Genomic DNA, 16,670 nt, shown 5'->3' on the forward strand with positions numbered 1-16,670 from the left:
CCCCTTAGCCCTCCGAAACGCCTAGCGCAGCACGATCCAGGTTGGCGCATGGTCGCTCGCCTTGTCCCAGCCGCGCACGTTCCGATCAACGCCGGCGTCTTCCAGCCGGTCGGCCAGGGCTGGCGCCACCAGCAGATGGTCGAGCCGCAAGCCGGCATCGCGCTCATAGGCGTTGCGGAAATAATCCCAGAACGTATAGATCCGCTCGCCCGGATGCATGGTGCGCAGGGCATCGGTCCAGCCCTGCTCGAGCAGGCCCTGATAGGCGGCGCGCACTTCGGGGCGAAACAGCGCGTCCTTGGTCCAGCGCTCGGGCTTGTACACATCGAGTTCGGTGGGCATCACATTATAGTCCCCCGCCAGCACGGCGGGGATATCGGCTGCGATCAGCTCGCCTGCATGTCGGGAAAAGCGCTCGAACCAGCGCAATTTATAGTCCCATTTCGGCCCCGGCGCCGGATTGCCATTGGGCAGGTAAAGGCAGCCCACCAGCACGCCATTGACCGCCCCCTCGATGTAACGGCTGTGCTGATCTTCGGCATCGGCCACGAGTCCACGCCGGGTTTCCACCGGCTCGGTGCCCCGCGCCAGCAGCGCCACCCCGTTCCAGCTTTTTTGGCCCAGCCAGATGGCGCCATAGCCTGCCTGTTCGATTTCCTTGCGGGGGAACCGCTCATCTGGCGCCTTGAGTTCTTGCAGGCACACCACATCGGGCGCCGCTTCCTCGAGCCAGCGCAGCAGCACGGCAAGCCGTCCATTGATGCCGTTGACGTTGAAGGTCGCGATCTTCACCCGCCGGCACTGTCCGGAAATGGCGAGCGCTCCGGCGGCATGGTAGGCCCAGGCTCCGGATTGTCATTGGGATTGGTTGGATCGGGCACCGGCAGGTCACCTTCTTTTGGCGCATCATCGATCGGGCGCGGAAAGATCGGCGGCACCGGCCCCGGATCAGGCGCGGTCGGGCTGGGATCGATGGGTGGAAAACTCATGACCTTGGCTCCCTGCTTGGGCGTGCTCACCCAATGGAGCCAAGCTCCACTTTGTTCCCGCGATTGACCCGTTCATAGTCCGTTCATCTTTGTGGCGGAACCGCGGCAGGAAGGTTTGCAACGCTATCGTGCTGCCGCATTTCCCTTGTTCTAAATCCGCCCATCCCACGCGCTTGCGATATACCTCGCCCCTCTGGCATGACATTGTTAAGTATAGTGCCCACGCGCCGCGCCCCTCCGACGAGCTCCCTTTCATGCCCTTCCGCTTCGTCCACACCGCCGATATTCACCTCGATTCCCCCCTCCGCTCCCTGGCATTACGCAATGCCGATCTGGGGCAACTGGTCGGCGACGCGACCCGCCAAGCGCTTGTTTCCATTGTCGATCTTTGCCTTGCCGAAGCGGTCGACGCCCTCGTGATCGCGGGCGATCTTTATGACGGCGACCAGACCTCGATGAAGACCGCCCGCTTCATCGCCACCCAACTTGGCCGCCTGCACGAAGCCGACATCGCGGTCTTCATCGTCCGCGGCAACCACGACGCACTGTCCAAGATCACCCAGGAACTGATCCTGCCCGACAGCGTCAAGATCTTCGGCAGCCGCGCCGAAACAATCACCCTGCGCCGCGGCGCCCTCGATATCTCATTGCATGGATTGAGCTTTTCGCGTCCGCACGCCCCCGAAAGCCTGCTGCCGAAGTTCCGCGCCCCCTCCCCCGACACCGCCCATATCGGCATCATGCATACCAGCCTCGCCGGCGCCCCGGGCCACGACAACTACGCCCCCTGCAGCCTCGCCGACCTGCAGGAATGGGGCTTTGATTACTGGGCCTTAGGCCATGTCCACGCCCGCGCCCATCACCCCGGCGACCGGCATGTCATCATGCCCGGAATGCCCCAGGGCCGCGACATCAACGAGGCTGGCCCTAAAACCGTATCGCTGGTGACCATCGCCGATGATCGCTCGGTAACAGTCGAGGAGCGGCTAACCAGCATCGCCCAGTTCGAGCGGCTCGCGGTTGATCTTTCGGGCCAGCAATCCTGGCGCGAAGTCATCGACGCGCTTGAAAGCAGCGTCGCCGCCTTACGCGCCGCCACCGCAGCGCCCCATCTGGTGCTGCGCCTCAAGCTGGCTGGTGAAACGCCCCTGAGCTGGCGCATGCGCCGCGATCGCGACTTGCTCCTCACCGAAATTGAGCAGCGCCTCGAGGAACTTGGTCAAACCTGGATCGAAAAGATCGAGCTGGCCACCACCTCCCCAAACACAGCCGAAATCCGTCCTTCGGCCGATCCCGTGCTCGAACTGGGTGACCTCATGCGCACCCAAAGCATCGGCCAGCACAGCGTCCGCGAAACCCTCCGGCAACTGGTCAAGGATGTGCGCGACAGCTTGCCACCCGAAGCGCGGCGCTTTGCCGGCGATGACGAAGCAGGTTTCGAAGCCTTTATCGATCAGGTGCTGAGCGAAGGCAGTGAGGACGTGGTCGCCCGTTTGCGTCAAAGCGAAGCCGGGGCCGATTAATGCGCCTGCGCCGGCTCGATCTGCTTCGCTATGGCAAGTTCACCGATTTTTCGCTGGATTTCGGCGCTCATGAGCCCGGAACGCCCGACCTGCACATCATCTATGGGCTCAATGAAGCGGGGAAATCCACCTCGCTTTCGGCCTATCTCGACCTGCTGTTCGGCATCGAGGAGCGCAGCCGCTACAATTTTCTCCACCCCTATCCGTCCATGGAAATTGGGGGGGTTTTGGAATTCAACGACGAAAATCACGCCCTTCGCCGCGTCAAGGGGCGCGCCAATTCGCTGCGCGACAACCGGGGCCAGCCTGTCACCGAGGCGCTGCTGAGCACGCCCCTAGCGGGCCTTACCCGCGACGCCTATCGGATGATGTTCTCGCTCGATGATCAAACCCTCGAAGATGGCGGCAACGCCATTCTGGAAAGCCGGGGCGATCTGGGAGAGCTGCTGTTTTCGGCGAGCACGGGCCTTGCCGATATCGGCCGCATTCTTGAAGGCCTCAAGGCGGAAGCGGACGGGATTTACCGCAAAAGCGCCAGCTCCACCCAGATTGCCGTCCACAAGCGCCAACTTGCCGAGCTGAAAACGAAGCGGGACCAGATTGATGTGCAGGCTTCCGCCCACAACGCCCTTGTCGCCGAACTGGACCGGGCGACCAGGGCGTACGAAGAGATCAGCAGTGAACTTGGGCGCGCCCGGGCTGAGCATGAAGCTCTAAGCCGCATTGCACGCGCATTCCCCCTCGCCCAGGATCACGCTCGCCTGACCGAGACGCTCGCCAAGTTGGAGGATCTTCCCCGCCCGCCCGCCCATTGGGGCCAGGAACTGCCAGGCCTGATGCACGATGAAACCCGGCTTCAAACGCGCAATGCCGAACTGGAAGGCCGCGCCAAGCGCCTTCGTGCCGAGATCGAGGCCATTGCAGTGGACGGGGCCGTGCTGGCTCTCGCCGAGCCCATCGAGGCACTTGCCGATGCCGCGGCCCGCTTTCGCACCGCCGAAGACGACTTGCCTAAGCGGCGCCAGACCTTGCTGGAGCAACAGGCCCGCATCTCCGCCATTACCCGCTCACTTGGGCGGGCGGACCAAGCCGACGCCCGCGCCCTCCTCATCCCGGCGCCGGTTGCCGGAACCCTGCGCGACCTGATCGAGCAGCGCTCCGGTATCGACGCGCTGCTCGCGACGGCCGAGCAGGAAGTCACCGCAGCTCAACTTGCCTTCGAGGCGGCCGAGCAGGAGCAACAAGCCTTGCTTGCCAAGCGGCCAAGCTTAGATCCATCGACTCTAGCCAATCTGCAAGCCGGCATCGCCGCCGCGCGCCAAAGCGACCTTAGCGCCCGTGAGCGGATCCATGCCAGAGAGCTCCCGCGGCTGCAACGGGAGTTCGATGGCGCGATGGCTGCCTTGCTGCCCTGGTCCGGCACTGCTGATGATCTGGCTGGCCTCACATTGCCAACAGTCGCGCAAATCAGCCAATGGCGGAGCGGCATCAGCGAAGCGGAGGCACGCGCAACAAGGCACCGGGAGAACCAGCGGGAACTGCTGGCGCGCCAAACTGAACAGCTTAATCGCATCAAGCATTTGCGGGCTGCCGGAGCGATCGACGATACCGAGGCTGCAAACCTGCGGGCCGAACGCGATGCCGCCTGGGGCCGCCATCTGGAGCAACTCGACCGCGACAGCGCTCTGCAATTTGCGGCTACCATGACGGCCGCCGACCAAATGACTGACGCCCGCATCGCCAACGCGCAGGCTACGGTGGAGATGCGCAGCCTTTCGGCTGAACTCACTTCCACCGAGGCGCGCCTGGCCCAGGAAGAAGCACAGCTGGAGGAAGCGGCAGCAGAACTCGAAACGCTGCGCTCGGCCCCCCGCGCCAGCCTGCCCGCTGACCTGGATCAACTCGCCGACACCGCCACACGCCAATTGCTGGACGACATCGACAATTGGCGCACGGGGGTCGAGCGCGCTCGCGCTGCGCTGGCGACGCTGGACGGCGCAACCGCCGCGCTCAGCGACACGCGCGCTGAACTTACCCGTGAACGGGACGAGCTTGCCCAAGCGCTGACCGCCACTGGCGCCGACACAAGCGCGTTGAGTGTGCCCGCGCTGCTGCAAAGCGCCGAGAACGCTTTGAACGCCGTCGCCTCCGCTCAGGCGGCAAGCGAAAGCGCGGACAAACTGCTGCGTGAGCGTGAGCGCGAACTGCTGGCGCGCCGCCGCGTTCGAGACGCAGCTTTGGGCAAGCAAGCAGACTGGCAGAACCGCTGGGACCGAACGGTGGAAGAAACCTGGTTTGCCGACCAGGCCCCCAGTACCGGCGCAGTGCGGGCAATTCTGGACGCCTTGGCGGAGCTTGGTGCAGAACTGCGCCACCGAGAGGAAACCGAGCATCGTATCGCTGCCATGGAGCGCGATCAGGCTGCCTTTCGCGAGCGAGTGGCGGAACTGCACAACGAGCTGAAGGAGACGTTCGAGCCTGCACAAGCCCCGCAACTGGCTGGAGCCCTTGCCCAAAGGAGCCGCCAAGCCCGCCAGAGCCTGCAACGCCGCATGGAAAAGGCTGGCGAACTCGAAGCGCTGCAGGCCGAGTTGGGGTCCCTGGCGCAAGAGCTGCGGGTCTGCGAGGCCAAGAAAGGCGAACTGCTCGAGTTCTTTGCCGCCGAGGACCTGGCCGGGGTAGCGGCAGCCCTGGCGCAGTGCGCCGAGCGCGACCGGCTCGAACATGAGCAAGCCAAGCTTGCAGCCCGCATTGTCGGCGAGATGAACGTGTCGAGCCTTGAAACGGCATTGAACAGGCTTGCCGATATTGACCGTACGGCGCTGGACGAAACGGCGGCGGTGCTTGCCGCCAGGCTTGAGGATTTGGACGAGCGGCGGCGGATGCTGTTCGCTGAAAGATCAATGGCGCAGGAACGACTCGCCGCAGTTGGCGGCGATGACGCGGTTGCCCGGATCGAAGCGGAACGGCGCACCTTGTTGCTCCAGATCGAGGAGCTCGCCTTGCGCTTTGTGCGCCTCCGCGCGGGAGGGCTTGTGGCCGAGCACGCCTTGCATGCCTACCGCGAACAGCACCGCTCTTCCATGATGCAACGCGCGTCCCAGGCATTCCAGCTGATTACCCGCAACGAATATACGGGCCTCACCACCCGCGCTGAAAAGGACGGGGAAGCGCTCATTGGGCTCGCGCGCGGCGGCGGCTCCAAGCTCGCCACCGATATGTCCAAAGGCACCCGGTTCCAGCTCTACTTGGCCTTGCGCCTTGCAGGATATGCCGAGTTCGCTGCCGTGCGCCCTTCTGTGCCGTTCATCGCCGACGACATCATGGAAACCTTTGACGAGCCGCGCTCGGAAGAAGTGTTTCGGCTCTTTGCCCAAATGGCCATTGTGGGGCAAGTGATCTATCTGACCCACCACCGCCACCTCTGCGACATTGCCCAGCAAGTGGTTCCGGGTGTGCGCATCCACCAGATCGCTTCCTGAGGCCTCAACTGGGCGCTCGGTGCATTCCCAGTGCCCCGCCGCCCTTTTATGTAAGAAACTTACAACTATCCTCAGCTCTTTGGGCAAATTCGTCATTGCCACCGAATGAATAGGTGGCCCTTCGCGGCGGTTGCTTGACGACGAAAGTAGGTTTGTTACAGATTGCTGCATCCCGGCCGTTTCGGCCAAGCGCACCAGCGCTCTAACCTGCCATTCCTGTCGAGGTCCGCCGATGAGCTACAAAGCCATCTATACCTATGCCTGGGACCTCCAGGAGGCTGGTGTTCCCGCGGCCGTTGACGAATTCCGGCGGCTGGGGCTCGACACCGTAACAGTGGCCGGTAGTTATCATGCCGGCAAGTTCCTGCGGCCGCGTGGCACCAGGGGCAAGGTGTATTTTCCCGAGGATGGCACAGTTTATTTCCATGCCGATCCGGCACGCTATGGCACAATTCAGCCGCTGGCAAACTCCCTGCTCGCCGAGGGCGATGTCCTTGGTGAACTGACGCGCTCGGATATGGCTACCAATGTGTGGCTGGTGCTGTTGCACAATACGCGGCTGGGGATGGCCCACCCGGAAAGTGTCGTGCGCAACGCCTTTGGCGATCCCTATTTCTACAATCTCTGCCCATCAGCTCCGGACGCACGCGCCTATGCTGTTGCTCTCGCGAGCGACGTAACCGAGCGCTATCCGGTATCGGGCATTTCCCTCGAAGCACCCGGCTGGACGCCTTATGCCCATGGCTTTCACCACGAATTTGCCCTCCTGAAGTCCAATGCCTGGCTCGAAAACCTGCTCGGGCTTTGCTTTTGCGAGCATTGCCTCGCCGACGCTGAGCGAGCCGGCATCGATGCGCGCCGGCTCAAGGCTCAAATTGCCAGCGACATCGAGGCTTATCTGGAAAGCGGCATCGATTATCCCGCCGACATGGCGGAAGCCTTCTGGCGAGCCGACCTGGCGGGAGACTTCGAGCTCCAGAGCTTTCTGGATTTCCGTTGCGGCGTCGTAACCTCCTTGGTCGGTGAAATTCGGGACGCCGTCAGAGCCGATGCAACGGTTTCGGTGATCCCCTCTGTTGCCCGGCCGACCGCCGGAGCCTGGTACGAGGGCAGCGATTTGCCCGCGCTGGCGCAAACGGCTGGAATCATCGAGGCGTGCTTTTATGAAGCATCGGCCGAGCGGGTTTCCGCCGACCTTTTCGATCTCCAGCGACGCCTCAGGGGCGCGGGCAAGCTGCGCGGCATCCTGCGCCCCTCCTATCCCGACCTTGCGAGCAAAACCGAATTCCTCGGCGCTGTGCAGGCGCTCCGCAACAGCGGCGTTGAAGAAGTCGCCTTCTACAACTGGGGCTTCCTGCGCCAAGACAATTTGGCGTGGATTGGTGACGTGATGCGGGAGCTTGGCTGAGCGAACCCGGTAACCGCTCTGCCGCAGACTCCCTGGCGGGTCCGGACGCTTGAGACATCGGTCTGGAACCACACGCCCCTCCCCCGTGCGCGAGTTTAGCCCGGCTGTGTGCACCACAAGGGCCCGGTTCTCACAGCTCCCCTTCGTCTGAGCCGCCGAGTTGGGCAATGCGCCGGGCCATGCGGGCGCTGGGAGCGACCAGCTTTACCGAGCCGCTGGGCGAGCCGAACAGCGCCTGCCGCTCTTCTTCGGTGGACATGAAGAACGGGTATCGCTCCAACAGCGGCGGATAAATCACCGGCACATCGGCCACCATCAGCACCATCGGGAAGCGCAGCCCGTGATAATACCGAGCCTCGCCCCACTGCGTGGAGTTGAACACCCTTCGGTAAAAGGCGGAGTGTTCGGGCCTCACCGAGGACAGGCAATAGCGAGCGCCATAATGGCGCGCGGCCATCACCCCGATCCTCAGGGCCAGAAAGGGCAAGGCCGGATAAGCTAGAGTCGCTTCGTGATCGGCGGTGAACCGGCCGGGATCCACCATGTGCACCCCGTCCGCAATCAACGGATCGAGGAGGTCAGGAAATACCGATTGTGATGGCGAAACCGGGGTGTCTCGGCTCAGATGATGGACGCGGATGGAACTCACCAGCCGCCCGTCGATAAGCACCCCGAAACAGGAAACATTGGGCAGTTCGTCGAACTCGTCGCGCACCACCTGCTGGCTGTTGAACGGGATGAATTCCTCCCGCCGATAGGCCTCGTAACGAAGCCGATACACTGGATCAAGCTGATCCTCTACGCTCACCCGCCGGTACTCGACCCTGTCCAAGAGATCGACAAGCGCTTCCGCAAAACGGGAAGTGCCCCCAGCAACGGGTGTGACTACCGCACTCATCACATCACCCCTTACACCCGACACAAGTTAATCACTTGTTAGTCATGTTGAAAACAGGGGAACTGCGGGGTCTGGCGGCGTTTCTGGCGAGGGAAATTTTCTGCCGCCGGCAAAAACGCCGGAGGGGCGGGCGTTTACCGAGAATTAACCGTTTTGACGATTTTCGCAGGGAAGCTTTGCGCCATGCGCATGCGGCCGATCAACTCGGCAATCTCGCGCCGCGGGAGCGGCGCGCCAAACAGGAAGCCCTGGATTTGATCCACGCAAGTATGCTGGGAAACCAGCTCCAACTGGTCCTCGGTTTCCACGCCTTCGGCAGTGATCACCAGATTGTTGTCCTTGCCCAGTTGGGCCACATTGGACAGGAGCTTGAGGGCCCGCGCATCGGCGGCGATGTTCATGACGAAGCTGCGATCGATCTTAAGCTTGGTGAACGGCAGCGCCTGCAGATAGCTTAGCGACGAATAGCCGGTGCCGAAATCATCAAGCGCAATGCCGATTCCCTTGGTCGCCAATCCACTCAGGATCTTGGTGGCCGCGTCCCGCTCCTCGATCAGCGCGGTTTCGGTTACCTCGACTTCCAGCCGGTGCGGTGCCAGGCCGGAACTGCGCAGCGCCTCCTCGACCATGTCACCGACATCGGCATTGCGGAAATCGCGAGCCGAGATGTTCACCGAAACGCTGACATCTTCGGGCCAGGAGCGGCATTCGCGCGTAGCGGTCGTCAACACCCAGCGGCTGATATCGGAGATCAAGCCGGTTTCTTCGGCCATTGGGATAAAAATGGCTGGGGAAATGGGTCCGAGTTCGGGATGGTGCCAGCGCGCCAGCGCTTCGCAGCTGACCACGCGCTGGGTTTGGATATCAACGATCGGCTGGAACACCAGGGACAGCGCGTCGGTATCAAGGGCATGGCGCAGATCGGTCTTGAGGCGCTGGCGATACCGGTAATCCACGTCCATTTCTTCCTGGAAGCACTGCACCTGCGACTTGCCCGAGCCCTTGGCCTTGTAGAGCGCAAGATCGGCCTTGGTCATCAGCGAATCCAGCCCCTCGGCCATGGCGTCCTCAACCACGAGGCCAACGCTGACATTGACAGCGATAACCTGGCCCATGATGTTGAATGGCGGCTTGAACACGGCAACGATGGCTTCGGCATCGCGCGCTGCCTCTGCCTGGGTGACATCGCCGCGATAAACCAGGAACTCATCCCCGCCAAAGCGGCCGACAAGGCAATCCACCCCCATCAAGGTGTCGAGGCGGTGGGACACCTCCACCAGCAGGCGGTCCCCGATCAGGTGACCCATCGTATCGTTCACATGCTTGAAGTCGTCGATGTCCACGATCATCAGCACGATCTCGCCAAAGGCGCGCGTGGTGCGGCGCTGCACCAGATCGGCTTCCACCAGTTCGGCGAAGTGCCCCCGGTTCGGCAAACCGGTAAGGCTGTCGAAATGCGCCATGAAGTTGATCCGCTCGGCCGCCTCCACGCGCGCGGTGATGTTTTCGAACAGCAGCACCTTTTGTTCGCGCCGTGAACTGACCGTAACTTCGATGAACTCACCGGTTTCGAGCTTCAGGACAGTCTTGCCACTACCCCGGGCAACGCAGTCGAGCAGATTCTGCGCATCCGGGTGCGACAGGGTATCGTGGGCTTCGGCCTGCGCGATGCTGTCGGAAAAGCACCGGCCGCCCCATTCTCCCGGCACCAGCGCCTGGAAGATCTTTTCGGCATAATCATTAGTGACTGAGATAAAGCCCCGGCTATCAAGCATGCACAGGCCATGCTGCATCGTATCGAGCGCGGTATCGAGCTCAATGGCGAGGCGGGAGGCCTCAACCCGCTGGTGAACCGCGCTAAGGAGGATCAAGCGGACATCGCGCGCCAATACGCGCATGCTGAGCAGCATGGGCAGCATCAGGACGCCAAGAACCTGGTGGTAGATATCCCCCCCGAGCAGCAACCCGGCGCACATCAGGGTGCAGGCAATAACCAGTTGCAGGGTGAGGAGCCGGTCCAGCCCGAAATTTCGCGTAACAATGCCCACCATGCAACCAGTGGTAGTGACCATGCTGATGATCTCCGCGACGGGATCATCAACAAAGACGAAGCTGAAGAAACACCAGGAGCCATAAACAAGCGCGGCGAAAGCGCCCCAGAGCGTAGCGCGCACTTCCCACTGATAGGCCGCGTCGACATCCTCTGGACCGATATCGGCCTGCTTGAACTGCGTCATGTCGATAAATCGAAAGACGGCGATCAACAGGAAAATGACGGTGATGCCCCAAAGCAGCGGAGATCCGGTTTTCAGCGCGGTCGTGGCCGCGCCGACAGCGCTGGCCAGCGTGCCGTAAATCATCGCGCGCCTGTCCTTATAGACAGACTTGACGGTCGATACGTAATCGAGCGCCGGCATTGATTTATGCGCGGGGGTGAACACACCTGTCTCCGGTTCGTGATCGGCCAATCAAACCTTATCGAGGTTAAGGAGGGCTTGAGATCGTGTCCTCAATACGTAAATTACCGAGAGCGATACCGGAAAGCCGCTTGCGAGCTTTTTCAGGAACGACCCGCCTAGTGAAAATTGCGTCCGCTGGGCAAGGCCGCATGGGCGTGGCGGCGGGCTGTATCTTCGTGGCGCAACTGGTCTCGTTCCGGTCCCCGGCTGCCCGGGGTGCCGGTGCGCCCTTCGTCCGCACGCGCCAACACGGCATCGCCCAAGGGATGACCATCGGCAATGTCCAAGAGGGTTGGTGTCAGGTCCGTCAGCTGTCGGGCAACAATATGGATCACGAGACCCTCCCGCTGCAGCTCGCCCTTAACCGCCAGCATGCGCGCACCCAGCACCACGCGCCGATTGGCTTCAAACACTTTTGGCCACACGATTATATTGGCCACGCCGGTTTCATCCTCGAGGGTAGCAAAGATCACTCCCTGCGCAGTGCCCGGCCGCTGGCGCACCAGCACCAGACCCGCCACCTCCACTTGCCGGCCGGGGGAAAGCCCCAGCAAGGCGCTGGCCTTGACCACGCCGCGCCTTTCTAGCTGCGGCCGGGCAAAATGCACCGGGTGGCCTTTTAGCGAGAAGCTGAGGTGGCGATAATCATGGATCACCTCTTCGCCGGGCGGCATCGGCGGCAGGCCCGCATCGGCTTCTCCTTCGCCGAGCGATTGCGCCCCTGGGGTGGCGGCAAACAAGGGCAGCGTTTCGGCGCCGGCAGTGGCCGTCAGCCCTTTTACCGCCCAGGCCGCATCGCGGCGCGACAGGCCCAACGAGCCAAAAGCATCCGCCTGAGCCAGGATCTCGAGGCTTGCCACCGGCAGCCCGGTGCGCAGCCATAGATCGCGCACGGAATCATAGCCCCGCCCGCGTCGCGCGACGAGCCGATTGGCGTGATCCTCCTTGAGCCCCTTGATCGCCGACAGCCCCAGCCGGATGGCATGGGTAGAGCGGATATCGTCCGCCATGTCGGCGTGTTGCGCCCAAAGATGCTCGGATGCAGGGCGGCTATCGCCTTCCAGCACATGCTCGAGGTCGGAGTGATTGATATCGACGGGCCGCACCTCTACCCCATGCTCGACCGCATCGCGGATAATCTGCGACGGGGCATAAAAGCCCATGGGTTGGCTGTTGAGCAGTGCGCAGGCAAACACATCGGGATAATGGCATTTGAGCCAGCAGGAGGCATAAACCAGCAGCGCGAACGAAGCCGCATGGCTTTCGGGAAAGCCATATTCGGCGAAACCCTGGATTTGCGCAAAGCAGCTTTTGGCGAACTCCAGCTCATAGCCATTGGCGAGCATCCCGGCGATGAACTCCTCGCCAAATTGCGCGATCTGGCCGGTGCGTCGCCACGCGGCCATGGCCCGGCGCAACTGGTCGGCCTTCCCAGCCGAAAAGCCCGCCCCGACCACGGCGATCTGCATGGCCTGCTCCTGAAATAAGGGAATGCCGAGGGTGCGCCCCAGCACGGCCTTGAGCTCGGGCTTGGGATAGGTGACCTCCTCATTGCCCAGCCGGCGCCGCAGATAGGGATGCACCATGCCACCCTGGATTGGCCCTGGCCGCACGATGGCCACCTCGATCACAAGGTCATAAAATCTTTGCGGCCGCATCCGCGGCAGCATGGACATCTGCGCCCGGCTTTCGATCTGGAACACCCCGATCGTGTCGGCGCGGTGGGTCATGGCATAAACCCGCGCCTTCTTAGATTGATCGGCATCGGTTTCTTCGGCCAGGAGATCCACCAGCCGGATCTCCTGATCGTAGTGGCGATGCATCAGCTCAAAACCGCGCCGCAGGCAGGACAGCATACCCAAGGCCAAAATATCGACCTTGAGAATGCCCAAAGCATCGATATCGTCCTTGTTCCACTCAATGATGGTGCGGCTTTCCATGGCCGATTTGCTGATCGGCACCAGACTTTCCAGCGAGTCCCGGGTGATGACGAACCCACCCACATGCTGGCTCAGATGGCGTGGAAAGCCATGCAGAACCTTGGTCACCTCGAACAATTGGGCGAGCACGGGATCATCGGGATGCATGCCGATCCGCTCGACTTCGCGCAGATCGAAAGGGGCACCCCAGCCCCATTGCATCTGGTTGAGCGCAGCCACCGTATCCTCGGCAACCCCGAACACCTTGGCGGCTTCGCGCATGGCGCTCTTGGAGCGATAGGAAATCACATTGGCGGTCAGGCCGGTGCGCTTGCCCCCATATTTCTGGTAAACATATTGCATCACCTCTTCGCGCCGCTCATGCTCGAAGTCGACGTCGATATCGGGCGGCTCGTCGCGCTCGGTGGAAATGAAGCGCCCGAACACCAGATTGCCGGTGACCGGATTGACCTCGGTGATCTCAAGGCAAAAGCAGACGGTGGAATTGGCCGCCGAACCGCGCCCCTGGCACAGGATCTTGCGCTCGTAGCGGGCAAACATCACGATGTCATGGACCGTCAGGAAATAGGCCGCGTAGCGCTTATAGGCGATCAGGCACAATTCGCTCCAGATCATGCGCTTGACCTCGTCGGGCACCCCATCGGGAAAGCGCCTGGCTGCGCCGGCCCAGGTCAAGCGCTCAAGGGTCTGCTGGGCGGTTTCCCCATTGCCGACCGTTTCCTCGGGATAGTTGTATTTGAGCTGGTCGAGCGAAAAGCCAATCCGGTCCATCAGCAGCTGGGTTTGCCGGAGGGCATCGGGATGTTCGGTAAACAGCCTTGCCATTTCCCGGCCGGGCTTGAGATGGCGTTCGGCATTAGCTTCGAGCCGCCTGCCGGCGGTTTCAAGGGTCAGGTGCTGACGGATGCAGCTGACCACATCCTGCACCATCCGCCGGTTGGGCTCGTGGTATAAAACGTCATTGGTGGCGAGCATGGGCACGCCATGCCGGCGCCCCATCTCGGCAATGCGGTTGAACCGGGCCCGATCGGAGCCGGCGTAGCGGGGGGCGGCAGCAACCCACACCCGCCCCTTGGCCTGCCCGGCCAGGGTTTGCAGCGTACACTCGGTCAGCTCCCAGTCGCTTTCATCGGGCATGAGAATAAGGAGCTGCCCCGCCGCCGGCTTTTCCCCTAGCTCGTTCATTTCCAGAAGATCGGCGAGATAGAGCACCGGAGCGCCCTTTTCCCCCCGCCCATTGCCCCGCGTCAGCAGCTGGCACAGGCGGCCATAAGCCTGCCGGTCACTGGGATAGGCGATGATGTCGGGCGTGCCATCGCTGAACACCAGCCGCACGCCTACGAGATAACGAAAGCCGGGCGCCTGCGGCCCCATGTCTCGCGCCACCATGTAGCCGCGCACCACGCCGGCAAAGCTGTTGCGATCGCATAGCCCGAGCCCGGTCATGCCATAGTGGATGGCGGCTGATACCAACTCTTCAGGGTGCGAACCGCTGCGCAGAAACGAGAAATTGCTGGTGCTCACCAGTTCCGCAAATTGCGGCGCCGGCGGCTGCTCCCGCCCGCTCCCCGCACGGGGGAATGACAGCACCTCGTTCATGAAAAGAACCCGTGCAGAAACCAGGAGGGCCCCGTGGCGCCGCCATAAAAGCCCTGCCGATAGAGCCAGAACCGGCGCCCGCCATCATCCTCGGCAATGAAATAATCGCGCGTTTGCGCTTCGGGATCAAAGCGCACCAATTGGGGTAGATAGGGCTGAGCCTGCCCCGGCTTGCTCCCCTGTCCCTGCGATGGCACCAATTGCAGGCGCTGGCCGCTGCGCCACCATTCGGCCGCCAGGCGCTCGGGCCCCGAGGTCTTGATGAACTGGTACCCCACCCGCCGCCAGATCATGCCGGCGGGAGGACCATCGGGCACCTGGGCGGCGGTGATGGTGATGGGCTCGGGCATCGGCAGGAGCCGCAGAGGCCGCGCCCGGCCGGGATCGGGCAGCGCTTCGGGATCGTCGGGGGTGCGGGCGATCACCGGCTCAAGCCGCACGGCCCGCTCGGGAATATGGGTATTGCTGAATTTGGTGCGCAGCACCGCCAGCGCCCCCAGGCGGCTAGCCATGCGGTCATAAAGCCGGTCCAGATCCTGTGCCCCGTCGGCAGCGGCAAAGGCGCCCACCTGCACGGCATCGAGCGGGGACACCGAGCTGGCAGCAAGCCGGATCGCATCAATGCCAAACCCCGCATCGTAATCTCCGCCCAGCCGCTCGGAGCGATGGGCGAAAAGACGCGCAATATGGGCAGGGTCTCGCGTGGCCCGGGCCGCATTGACCGACAGGCACATCACCTTGTGGTCCACCCGATAGAGGAACAGATGAAAGCTTTGCGCACCCAGCCCTTCGCTTTCGAGCCGCAGCCCAATCTGCACCGCCAGGTCATGGGCACACATCAGCACATCGTCCATCAAGCCGATCGGGTCGGCAAAGCGGCGCTCGGCATAGCGTTCAGCCAGGGGCAGGCGGGGCACGGGACGTTCTTCGAGTGCGCCATAGGCTTGGTCGAGCCGGGTCAGCAGCGACAAGCCGAACCGGGCCTGCAGGGCCTTGCGCTCGCGCCCGCGCACCTGCCCTACCTGCTTGAGCCCCATGGCATTGAGCCCGGCAATCTGGATCGGGCTGAGGCGAAGCGCGGCGACCGGCAGATGCGCCAGGACCCGCTCGGTATCGGCCGCAGCCACCACCTGGTTGGCGGCAAAATGGGCAACAGCCCAGGCTGCGCCCACGGTGGAGGCCACCGCGCCCTGGACCCGATAGCCCAGAACCGCCAGCCGCTTGAGCAGGGTCGCAAGCATCGCTTCCTCGCCGCCAAACAGATGCGATACTCCGGTGATATCGAGCACCAGATCGCCAAAGGGGCTCATGTCGGGCAGCACCGCGACCAGCGGGCTGGCATTGGAATGCCAATCAGCAAAATCGGCAAAGGCGGCTTCCAGGAGCGGCCGGCCGATAGGCAGCGTGTGCAGATCGGGCACCAGCGCGCGCGCATCGGCCAGGTTCTGGCCCGGGCTGAGCCCGGCCGCCGCCGCTTCCCGATCCACCGCTGCCAGCCGCATGCCCCCCTTGATGCGCTCAAACAGCGCGAGGGGTGACTGGAGTTGCCGGTCAGCCCGCTTGAGATAGTCGGTCGCCCAATCGGGCAGGTAAAGTGCCAGGAAGCGGCGTGCTCCCCGTTGTTCCATCCACACCGGGGCGGGCTGTTTGCTCTGCTCGAAAGCCATTTTCTGTCCACTCCAGGATCCATTCGCCGCCATGGCCTTGCCCAAGCGCGCCCTTTTCCAGCCGGGCGCTCCAGCGGCTCGCCCCTGGGGCACGGGCATCAAAGGGGGTGGGGGCGCTCAACAGGGGCGCCAGGTGCCAGCGCAACTGCGCGGCGCTCGATTCGCGCCAGCGCCCATAGCGCAGCAGAAACACCGATGCCCCGCCGCTTTGGGCCCGCATGCTGAGGCGCCGGCTGGCGGTGAAATCGAGAATCTTGGCCTGGCCCGCGACGTCGGCGACCACGGCCGCTACCGCTCCGCAGCCCAGCGCTTCCTCAGCTGCCCACAGCAATTCGGCGATATTGGCAGGCCGGATCAGCACCAGGTCAGCCGCATCAAAGCCGAAAAACTGCAGCCCGCTGCCATAGGGCAGGCCCATTTCCTGAGCATCGGCCGTCATCTGCAGATAAACCACTGCTTGGCGGGTGCCCCCCAGCAATCCCCGCGCCTGCCCCAGCGCAAACCCCAGCACAGCGCCGCCATTGCGCCGTTCATCGGCGAACACTTCATGCACCACCCCCGGGCCAGCCAGGGGAAAGCCGCCCGCCATCGCTCCCGGTGCCGCCGTTTCGGCCAGGGCCGGGCGGCGTTCGAGATCGGCAATACGGGTGCGCAGCGCCGCAAGGCGCGTTTGGCGGTCAAGGTCGCTCATGGGGCTTTCGGTTC

10 protein-coding genes are annotated in these 16,670 nt (G+C 63.1%); 3 read left to right on the plus strand and 7 right to left on the minus strand.

Going from position 1 to position 16,670, the window contains the following annotated elements:
- Positions 1 to 21: 21 nt before the first annotated feature.
- On the minus strand, positions 22 to 792 hold the full coding sequence (xth, locus tag HRU92_RS13155; protein ID WP_172121517.1) for an exodeoxyribonuclease III: 771 nt from the start codon (positions 790 to 792) through the stop codon (positions 22 to 24).
- Entirely contained in the window at positions 789 to 989 is a 201-nt protein-coding gene (locus HRU92_RS13160; protein ID WP_172121518.1) for a hypothetical protein, read from the minus strand. The genes xth and HRU92_RS13160 overlap by 4 nt, the downstream gene beginning before the upstream one ends.
- A gap of 254 nt (positions 990 to 1,243) precedes the next feature.
- Between HRU92_RS13160 and HRU92_RS13165 the strand changes: the two genes are divergently transcribed.
- From HRU92_RS13165 to HRU92_RS13175, 3 genes are all read left to right on the plus strand, one after another.
- Entirely contained in the window at positions 1,244 to 2,512 is a 1,269-nt protein-coding gene (locus HRU92_RS13165; protein WP_173088298.1) for a DNA repair exonuclease, read from the plus strand.
- On the plus strand, positions 2,512 to 5,994 hold the full coding sequence (locus HRU92_RS13170) for an AAA family ATPase (protein ID WP_172121520.1): 3,483 nt from the start codon (positions 2,512 to 2,514) through the stop codon (positions 5,992 to 5,994). Before HRU92_RS13165 ends, HRU92_RS13170 begins: the two co-directional genes overlap by 1 nt.
- A 232-nt stretch (positions 5,995 to 6,226) precedes the next feature.
- A complete protein-coding gene (locus tag HRU92_RS13175; RefSeq protein ID WP_173088300.1) occupies positions 6,227 to 7,402 on the plus strand; it encodes a hypothetical protein in 1,176 nt (391 codons plus the stop codon).
- 130 nt (positions 7,403 to 7,532) lie between these two features.
- Here HRU92_RS13175 and HRU92_RS13180 read toward each other — a convergent pair whose 3' ends face one another.
- The 5 genes from HRU92_RS13180 to HRU92_RS13200 form a co-directional block, all read right to left on the minus strand.
- Positions 7,533 to 8,300, minus strand: a complete 768-nt coding sequence (locus HRU92_RS13180) for a hypothetical protein (protein WP_172121522.1) — start codon at positions 8,298 to 8,300, stop codon at positions 7,533 to 7,535.
- A 134-nt stretch (positions 8,301 to 8,434) separates the two neighbouring features.
- The gene (locus HRU92_RS20880) at positions 8,435 to 10,741 is read right to left on the minus strand and encodes an EAL domain-containing protein (protein WP_172121523.1); all 2,307 of its coding nucleotides are present in this window, start codon (positions 10,739 to 10,741) and stop codon (positions 8,435 to 8,437) included.
- A 134-nt stretch (positions 10,742 to 10,875) separates the two neighbouring features.
- A complete protein-coding gene (locus HRU92_RS13190) occupies positions 10,876 to 14,298 on the minus strand; it encodes an error-prone DNA polymerase (RefSeq protein ID WP_173088302.1) in 3,423 nt (1,140 codons plus the stop codon).
- Positions 14,295 to 15,965 carry a DNA polymerase Y family protein gene (locus HRU92_RS13195; RefSeq protein ID WP_172121525.1) on the minus strand — a complete coding sequence of 557 codons (1,671 nt, stop codon included), beginning with the start codon at positions 15,963 to 15,965 and terminating at the stop codon, positions 14,295 to 14,297. Before HRU92_RS13195 ends, HRU92_RS13190 begins: the two co-directional genes overlap by 4 nt.
- On the minus strand, positions 15,850 to 16,656 hold the full coding sequence (locus tag HRU92_RS13200; RefSeq protein WP_172121526.1) for a hypothetical protein: 807 nt from the start codon (positions 16,654 to 16,656) through the stop codon (positions 15,850 to 15,852). The genes HRU92_RS13195 and HRU92_RS13200 overlap by 116 nt, the downstream gene beginning before the upstream one ends.
- Positions 16,657 to 16,670: the final 14 nt, after the last annotated feature.

Source organism: Devosia sp. 1635 (genome assembly GCF_013185955.1).
In the GTDB taxonomy this organism is placed as follows: domain Bacteria; phylum Pseudomonadota; class Alphaproteobacteria; order Rhizobiales; family Devosiaceae; genus Devosia.